The following is an 8001-nucleotide window of genomic DNA, read 5'->3' on the forward strand; positions in this document are numbered from 1 at the left end:
CGTCGGCTCGGCGGGACCCGGCGACCTCGTCGCGGGGGCGATCAGCCCGCACAACCTGCCGCTGCTGCGGGGTCTCCCGGTGCGCGACATCGTGGCTGACGTCGCGGGGGTTCCCGCTGTCCTGCGCTTGGACGGCACCTGCATCGCTCTGGCCGAGAGCTGGCTCGGTGCGACGCGCGGCAGCGAGGTGTCGATGAGCGTGGTCGTCTCCACGGGAGTGGGGGGAGGGATCATCGCGGACGGGCGCCCGCTCGCGGGCGCGTCGGGCAACGCCGGTCACATCGGGCAGATGCACGTGCACCTCGGCGAGCCGGCCGGCTCGGCTGAGGGCAGCACGCTCGAGGCAGTGGCCTCCGGCCCCGCCGCCGTGCGGTGGGCACGAGCACGCGGGTGGGAGGGGACGAGCGGCGAGGATCTCGCACGGGATGTGCTCCGCGGCGATTCCGTGGCTGAACAGGCGACACGACGGTCCGCCCGGATGGTCGGCCAAGCCGTTGCGAGCGTCGCAACGTTGCTCGACCTCGAATCCGTCGCGATCGGCGGCGGGTTCTCCCGCGTCCGCGCCGACTACGTCGACATCGTGCGCCTGGCCGCGCGCGGCGACGCGATCCTCCCCTACGCCCGACGGGTGCGGGTCACACCTTCCGGACTCGGCGACGAGGGCCCTCTCCTGGGGGCCGCGGCCCTGGCGCTGCGTATGGGCGAAGCCCTCGCCGCACCCGTGCCGTCGTGACGGTGGCGCGGTCGTTACGGCCGTATCTGCGCCCGCACCGCGCCCGCATAGCGCTCGCGGCCGTGGCATTCGTGATCAAGGACAGTCCGCTGTGGGTGCTGCCGATCGTCACCGCCGAGGTGATCGATCTGCTCATCGCTGATGCCGACGCCGAGGCTCTCCTCCCGTGGGGGCTCCTCGCGGTCGGCGTCGTCGCGGTCAACGTCTGCGCGAACGCGGTCTACGTGCGGGCGTACTTCTCGGCCGTGCGCGGGCTCGGCGCCGATCTCCGCCGAAGCCTCACCCACCGTCTGCAGACGCTCTCGCTGGCGTACCACTCCCGGTCGGCGAGCGCGCTCGCGCAGACCAAGCTCGTCCGCGATGTCGAGAACGTCGAACTCATGCTGCAGCAGAGCTTCGCCCCGATCCTCACTGCGGTGTCCGTCCTCGTCGGCGCGAGCGTGACGATGGCGGTGCGTGCTCCCGTGTTCCTCGTCTTCTTCGCCGTCGCCGTCCCGATCGCCGTCGCGCTCATCCGGTGGCTGCGATCGCGGACGTCGGCTGCGAACGAACGGTTCCGCCGAGAGGTGGAGCGCCTGTCGACGCGCATCAGCGAAATGGGCTCGCTCCTGTCGGTCACGCGGGCCCACGGCCTCGAGGCGGTCGCCGTGGAACGCGTCACCTCGAGTGCCGAGCACGTGCGCGCTGCCGGGTTCGACCTCGATCGCCTCAACGGGCGGTTCGGCGCGATGTCGTGGGCGAGCTTCCAGATGCTCAGCCTGGCGTGCCTCTTCGGCGCCGTGCTCGCCGCACTCACCGGCGTGGTGCCGGTCTCCCCAGGAGACGTCGTCCTGCTCGGCAGTTACTTCGGGCTCCTCACCGCGACCATGGTCGCGGTCTTCCAGCTCGCGCCGCTGATCACCCGCGGTCGCGAGTCCGTCTCATCGATGAACGAACTCCTCACCGCTGACGAGGTGGAGCACGACGACGGCAAGCCCGCGCTCGATCGCGTGGTGGGTGAGATCCGGTTCGAGGGCGTGACGTTCGCCCATACGCGGGAGCCCGTGCTGCGCGATATCGACTTGATCGTCCACCCCGGCGAGACGATCGCCTTCATCGGTCCGTCGGGGTCGGGCAAGTCGACCCTGCTCAATCTGTCGCTGGGGTTGATGGCACCCGGGCGGGGTCGGGTCTTCATCGACGGGCACGATCTCCGCGACATCGACCGCCGCACGTTCCGACGCTTCGTGTCGGTCGTGCCCCAGGATCCGGTGCTGTTCGCCGCCACGATCCGCGAGAACGTCGCTTACGGGCTGCCGGATCTCGCCGACGCGGCCGTTTGGCGAGCGCTCGAGGAGGCGAACGCGGTCGGGTTCGTGCGGGAGCTGCCGGAGGGGTGGAACACCGTCGTGGGAGAGCGCGGCGCACGTCTGTCGGGAGGTCAGCGTCAACGGCTGGCGATCGCGCGCGCCCTGGTGCGCGATCCACGTGTGCTTCTCCTCGACGAGGCGACGGCCGCGCTCGACGGCGAGTCCGAGGCGGCCGTGCACGAGGCGCTCGCAACGCTCCGGGCGGGCCGCACGACCCTGATCGTCGCCCATCGACTGGCGACCATCCGGGAGGCGGATCGCATCGTCGTGCTCCAGGGCGGGCGCATCGCGCAGGAGGGCGACCACGAGACCCTCGCCGCGGTCGACGGTTACTACCGCACGATGCTGCAGCGGGCAGAGTCGACGAGATGACCGCGCTCGGCCGACGGGCGGGGGTCCGCGTCGTCCGCGGCATACGGTACGCCCGTGCAGAGCGATTCGGTCCTCCCGTGCTCGATCCATCGTGTTCCACGCGTCTCGCTGGACCCGCGCCGCAAGCGGATGTCCTGGCCTCGGAGGACTGTCTCCACCTGACCATCTGGTCGGTGCCGGGTCCCCCCGCCCCCGTGCTCGTGTGGATCCACGGTGGGGCGCACATCAGCGGGAGTGCCGCGGAACCGGTCACCGACGGGGCCCGACTCGCGGCCACGCAGGGGCTCGTCGTCGTCGCGGTGCAGTATCGCCTCGGCGCGCTCGGTCATCTGTTCGTCGCCGACGGGATCACGGGCGGGACGGATGCCTCGAACGCCGCGCTGCACGACCAGATCGCCGCCCTACGGTGGGTACGGGCGCACATCGCCGGGTTTGGCGGTGACCCCGACGCGGTGACGATCATGGGTCAGTCAGCCGGGGGAGTCGACGTGCTGACGCTGCTGGCCACCGTGCAGGGGGAGTCGCTGTTCCACCGGGCGATCGCCCACAGCTGCACAGCTGAACGGGCGATGACGCTACAGGAGGCCGCGGGGGTCCGCGACGAGCTGGCGCGCGTTGCCGGGGTACCGTCTGCCGAGGGCCTGCGCGCAATGTCGGTCGATTCCCTCATCGGGGCTCAGACCCGCATGATCGCGGAGCGTTCGGCGTCCGCCGCCATCGACTCGCTGCCGTTCCGGCCTGTCATCGACCACCGGTTGCTCCACAGGAGTCCGCTGGAGTCGATGGCGGCGGGGGCGGGTTTCGCGATCCCGTTGCTCATCGGGTCGAATCGCCGCGAGGCGCTGTCGTGGATGGGCGACGAGACGGATGAGACGCGCGCCCTCCACGACCTTCTGGGCGCCGTCGCCCCGCGGGTCCGGCTCCGGGATCTCACGGGGGCCTACGAGGGTGACCGTGGCCGCGTGCCGACCGTGCGCGAGCTGCGCGAGGCCGTGTTGTCGGAGGTCATGTACCGCTTACCCGTCGAGCGGGTTGCCACCGCGCGCGGTCACGGTCCCACCTACACGTACGTGTTCGATCCCTGGGGTCTCCACGACGTCGACCCCGGCCACTCCGGCGAGCTGCCGCTGGTCTTCGGCACGGCGGTGAGCCCGTCGGCCGAGGCGGCCGTTCTGTCCCGACGGATGATGGATGCCTGGGGCTCGTTCGCGCGGGACGGGCGGCCCTCGAGTCAGCCCGCGTGGCGGCCCGCGGAGCAGGGCGTCTTCCACTGGGGCCGCGATCCGCGCCTGCTGTCTACGAGCGATCCGCGCCTGAGATCCGTTCTTGCGGCGGCGGGTGCGAGGTGCGAGCGGCTGTGACCCGCGTGACGCCGCCGGTCCCGCCACCCGGCATCCGTCCTCACTCCCTCAACACGTATTCGAAGCACAGCGAGCGCGGCATCGTCTCGACGTACGGCTCGTACACCGCGATCGGCGTGAATCCGGCGGCGGCGTACAGCCGCAGCGACTCCGGCTGCATCCGCCCGCTCTGCAGGATCACCCGCGCAGCGCCGCCGCGGCGGGCGAGGTCGACCACCTCGGCGGTGAGGGCGCGACCGACGCCCCGCCGACGGGCCGACCCGACGACGACGAGACGCTTGAGCTCCCACTCGTCGCCGAGGCGGCGGAGGATCACATGTCCGAGCGGCGTGTCGTCGGCATCCACCGCCAGGAGGGTCGCGACCACCTGCTCGGGGTGCACGGCGAGGGCCGCTTCGCGCTTCGCGGCGAGGGCGGGGGTGTCGCCGGCATCGGCGTCGCGATAGCGCTCGTCGAGGTCGGCATCCAGGATGCCGCGCAGCTCGACCGCGCGCGGATCATCGACGTGTACCTGCTCGATGCGCAACCGTGGCTCGCTCACGCGACGAGCCTACGTGCGGAAGATCTGTCCGCGGCGGGGAGGGTGGCCGCGCGTCGCGACCGGGCAATGCACAGGCAATCGCCCCGTCAATGCGGGTGGACCCCGGGTAGTGGCGGGGCACAATGGCACGAGGGGGTGTCATGGGGCTGTCGCTCGTTCTGCTGGCGGTCAGCGTCGCGGTCGCGGCGACGGTGCTCTTCGTTGCGCTGCCGCGCGTCGGCACCCCCGGGGAGATCACCCTGTTCCTGCGGTTCGCGGCGGTGTCGGGCGTGTGCGCGGTGGGCTCCAGTGCGATGTACTTCATCTACGGCGCGGGTGGCGGCTCGCTCAGTCTGGTGATGGGTGATGTGGCGATGGTCCTCGCTCCGGCCCTGATGTTCGTCGCGCTCAGCACGCTCGACGGCCGACGGGCCGTCGGCCCGTCGTTCATGGCCGGGGGACTGGCCCTCGTGGTGGCCGTGGTCTCGGCGACGGTGCCCCTCCCGGGCTCGTTGACGGTGAAGGCGCTCGCCCTGGCGGCGGCATGCGCGGTGACCGCGTGGACGGCGTTCCGCTCGAACGTGCCGGCCCGCGGACCCCTCCACCTCATCGCGTGGACCACCGCCGTGTACGCGGTGTACTGCGTCGCACGCGTGGTGGTGGGGGCCGCGGCCGGATGGGATTCCGCCGTGTATCTCGCCGCGTTCTCGTACGCCCCCGCGACGATCCTCGGGGCGCTGGCCGTCCTGCTCATCGGGTTCGCCGTCGTGCGTCTCCGTTCCGGTCCGCCGCCCACCGAGCGGCCGGAACCCTGCCCGGTGGGCGCGGCCGTCGTCATCGGCGACTGGGACCTGGCATCCGCCGCCTACGGTCCCGACCGCATGCGCACCCTCCTCGCTGAACTACGCACCGCGGCGCGCGAACTGCATCCGGATGCCGTCGACGTGCCGAGCGGTGTCGAGATCACCCTGGACAACGCCGCCGCCGTTCTCGGGGATCGTCTGCGGTCGGCCTACGGGTGGGAACCGGAGCAGACGATCCTGCTCGTTGACGGCAGTGAGACGGCCGCGATCCGCACTCACCCGTCGCGCGGACTGCGCTTTCCGAGACGCTCGGCGCGGTCCTGAGTCTCGACTAGGGTGGGACCCGGTTTCAGCTTCGAAGGAGAACGCATGGATATCGCAGGAGCCTCCGCCCTCGTCACCGGCGGTGCCTCGGGCCTGGGCCTGGCCACCGCCCGCCGTCTCACCGCAGCGGGCGCGAACGTCACGATCGTCGACCTGCCCTCCTCGAACGGCGCCTCCGTCGCCGAGGGGCTCGGCGGCTCGTTCGTCGCCGCCGACGTCACGGACGCCGACCAGATCGCGGACGCCGCCGCCCGCGCCGCCGAAGCCGGGCCCCTGCGCGTGGTCGTGAACTGCGCCGGCATCGCGCCTCCCGCCAAGGTGCTCGACCGGGAGGGCGTGCCCTCCGCGCTGGCCGACTTCGAGCGCGTCATCCGGGTCAACCTCATCGGCACCTACAACGTCGTCGCCCAGACGTCGGCGGTGATGGCGCGGACCGACCCCGCCGAGGGCGGCGACCGCGGCGTCATCGTCAACACCGCCAGCGTCGCGGCCTTCGACGGACAGATCGGCCAGCCCGCGTACGCGGCGAGCAAGGGCGGCGTGCACGCGATGACGCTGCCGATCGCGCGAGAGCTCGCCCGCCACGGCATCCGGGTCGTCACCATCGCCCCCGGCATCATGGAGACGCCGATGCTGAAGGGGCTGCCGCAGGCGGCGCAGGACTCGCTCGGCCAGCAGGTTCCCTACCCCTCCCGCCTCGGTGCCCCCGACGAATACGCGCGTCTGGTGCTCGCCATCGTCGACAACGGCTACCTCAACGGCGAGACGATCCGCCTCGACGGCGCGATCCGGATGGCACCGAAATGACCGACGGCATCCTGCTCCACGTCGAGGGCGGGCTCGCGCGCGTCACGTTCGACCGCCCCGCTTCGCTCAACGCGATGGACTTCCCCATGGCTCGTCGCTGGCGCTCCGTCGCCCACGAGGTGACCGGCGATCCGTCCATCGGAGCGGTGATCCTGGATGCCAACGGCCCCGCGTTCTGCGCGGGCGGCGACGTCGTGGCGATGTCGACGACCGGCGCGTCGGGTCGGGAGGTCACCGAGACCGCGGAGGCGATCCACGACGGCATCCGCACCTTCGCCGAGGCTCCGCTGCCGATGGTCGCCGCCGTGCAGGGCGCCGTCGCCGGCGGCGGGCTCGGGCTGATGCTCACCGCCGACTACGTCGTGGCGAGCGAGAACGCCCGCTTCGTCAGTCGCTACGCCAACATCGGGCTCACCCCCGACCTCGGCGTGTCGACGCTCCTGCCCGCGGCCATCGGCCAACGGCGGGCTCTGCAGCTGCTGCTGCAGGATCGGATGCTGTCGGCCGCGGAGGCGCGGGACTGGGGACTGGTCGCCGAGGTCGTGGCATCCGGAGATCTTTCTTCGCGGGTCGACGAGATCGCGCGGTTCTGGCGCGAAGGGGCGACCGCAGCGTTCGGTCAGGCGACCCGACTCGTGCGCGTCGGCGCAGGGCGCTCCTTCGCCGACAACCTCGCCGACGAGGCTGCGACGATCGGCGCAGCCTTCGACACCCCCGAGGCTCGGGCGCGTGTCGCCGCCTTCGCCACCGCCTCCGCGAAAGGACGCGCATGAGCACGTCGCCCTCGTCCGGCGCCCCACTGGCCGGCAAGACCATCCTGATGTCGGGCGGAAGCCGCGGCATCGGCCTCGCGATCGCGCTCCGCGCGGCCCGCGACGGCGCGAACGTCGCGCTGCTCGCGAAGACCGACACCCCGCATCCGAAGCTCGAGGGCACGGTGCACACCGCGGCCGAGGCGATCCGCGCGGCGGGCGGACAGGCGCTGCCGATCGTCGGCGACGTGCGCGATGAGGCGTCGATCACCGAGGCGGTGCTGCGCACGGTCGGAGAGTTCGGCGGCATCGACATCGTCGTCAACAACGCCAGCGTCATCGACCTGTCGGGCTCGCAAGAGCTCGCGACGAAGAAGTACGACCTCATGCAGGACGTGAACGTCCGCGGCACGTTCCTGCTGTCGCGGGCGGCGGTGCCGCAGCTTCGCGACGCCGCGAACCCGCACATCCTGTCGCTGTCACCGCCTCTCAACGTCACGCCTCGCTGGCTGGGGGCGCACACCGGTTACAGCCTCGCGAAGTTCGGCATGACGATGGCGACCCTCGGCCTGGCGGCGGAGTTCGCCTCGGACGGGATTGCGGCGAACACCCTCTGGCCGCGCACGACCATCGCGACGGCGGCCGTGCAGAACGTCATCGGCGGCGACCGGCTCATGCGCGTGTCGCGCACGCCCGAGATCTACGCGGATGCCGCGTACGAGGTGCTGTGCGCCCCCTCGCGCGAGCGGACCGGTCAGACGCTCATCGTCGAAGACGTGCTGCTCGCCGCAGGGGTGACGGACTTCGCGGGCTACGCCGCCGTGCCGGGCACGCCCGACGAGGCAATGTATCCCGACATCTTCCTGGACTGACGCGGGGGTTCCGGTCTCTGCGACGAGCCCGGGGACGTGCGTGCGGCGCCGGGGGTGGGGCGCGCTGCGGTGGCGTGGTGCGGTGGCGCGCGGGGCGGGGCTGTTGCG

General features: G+C 71.9%; 8 protein-coding genes. 7 read left to right on the plus strand and 1 reads right to left on the minus strand.

Annotated elements, in window-relative coordinates; translation table 11 throughout:
- From RWP81_RS12010 to RWP81_RS12020, 3 genes are all read left to right on the plus strand, one after another.
- A partial coding sequence (locus tag RWP81_RS12010) for an ROK family protein (RefSeq protein WP_314456403.1) occupies positions 1–733 on the plus strand: 733 nt, incomplete at its 5' end.
- A gap of 62 nt (positions 734–795) precedes the next feature.
- Positions 796–2454 carry an ABC transporter ATP-binding protein gene (locus RWP81_RS12015; protein ID WP_314456405.1) on the plus strand — a complete coding sequence of 553 codons (1659 nt, stop codon included), beginning with the start codon at positions 796–798 and terminating at the stop codon, positions 2452–2454.
- Positions 2451–3815, plus strand: a complete 1365-nt coding sequence (locus tag RWP81_RS12020) for a carboxylesterase family protein (RefSeq protein WP_314456407.1) — start codon at positions 2451–2453, stop codon at positions 3813–3815. The genes RWP81_RS12015 and RWP81_RS12020 overlap by 4 nt, the downstream gene beginning before the upstream one ends.
- 40 nt (positions 3816–3855) lie before the next feature.
- Here RWP81_RS12020 and RWP81_RS12025 read toward each other — a convergent pair whose 3' ends face one another.
- Entirely contained in the window at positions 3856–4356 is a 501-nt protein-coding gene (locus RWP81_RS12025) for a GNAT family N-acetyltransferase (RefSeq protein WP_314456409.1), read from the minus strand.
- A 140-nt stretch (positions 4357–4496) separates the two neighbouring features.
- On the opposite strand from RWP81_RS12025, the gene RWP81_RS12030 reads away from it, so the two are divergent.
- The 4 genes from RWP81_RS12030 to RWP81_RS12045 are packed head-to-tail and all read left to right on the plus strand — an operon-like array spanning position 4497 to position 7893.
- Complete coding sequence (locus tag RWP81_RS12030; protein ID WP_314456411.1) at positions 4497–5462, plus strand: hypothetical protein; 966 nt, start codon at positions 4497–4499, stop codon at positions 5460–5462.
- A 45-nt stretch (positions 5463–5507) separates the two neighbouring features.
- Positions 5508–6269 carry an SDR family NAD(P)-dependent oxidoreductase gene (locus RWP81_RS12035; RefSeq protein WP_243224125.1) on the plus strand — a complete coding sequence of 254 codons (762 nt, stop codon included), beginning with the start codon at positions 5508–5510 and terminating at the stop codon, positions 6267–6269.
- Positions 6266–7042, plus strand: a complete 777-nt coding sequence (locus RWP81_RS12040) for an enoyl-CoA hydratase-related protein (protein ID WP_314456414.1) — start codon at positions 6266–6268, stop codon at positions 7040–7042. The genes RWP81_RS12035 and RWP81_RS12040 overlap by 4 nt, the downstream gene beginning before the upstream one ends.
- On the plus strand, positions 7039–7893 hold the full coding sequence (locus RWP81_RS12045; protein ID WP_314456416.1) for an NAD(P)-dependent oxidoreductase: 855 nt from the start codon (positions 7039–7041) through the stop codon (positions 7891–7893). The genes RWP81_RS12040 and RWP81_RS12045 overlap by 4 nt, the downstream gene beginning before the upstream one ends.
- The last annotated feature ends 108 nt before the right edge of the window (positions 7894–8001 follow it).

The organism is uncultured Microbacterium sp., assembly GCF_963521695.1.
Lineage (GTDB): Bacteria > Actinomycetota > Actinomycetes > Actinomycetales > Microbacteriaceae > Microbacterium.

Excerpts from the sequence above, each read along its gene's own strand:
- RWP81_RS12020 (WP_314456407.1), top strand. The coding sequence starts at position 2,451 with ATGACCGCGCTCGGCCGACGGGCGGGGGTCCGCGTCGTCCGCGGCATA.
- RWP81_RS12030 (WP_314456411.1), top strand. The coding sequence starts at position 4,497 with ATGGGGCTGTCGCTCGTTCTGCTGGCGGTCAGCGTCGCGGTCGCGGCG.
- RWP81_RS12035 (WP_243224125.1), top strand. The coding sequence starts at position 5,508 with ATGGATATCGCAGGAGCCTCCGCCCTCGTCACCGGCGGTGCCTCGGGC.
- RWP81_RS12040 (WP_314456414.1), top strand. The coding sequence starts at position 6,266 with ATGACCGACGGCATCCTGCTCCACGTCGAGGGCGGGCTCGCGCGCGTC.
- RWP81_RS12045 (WP_314456416.1), top strand. The coding sequence starts at position 7,039 with ATGAGCACGTCGCCCTCGTCCGGCGCCCCACTGGCCGGCAAGACCATC.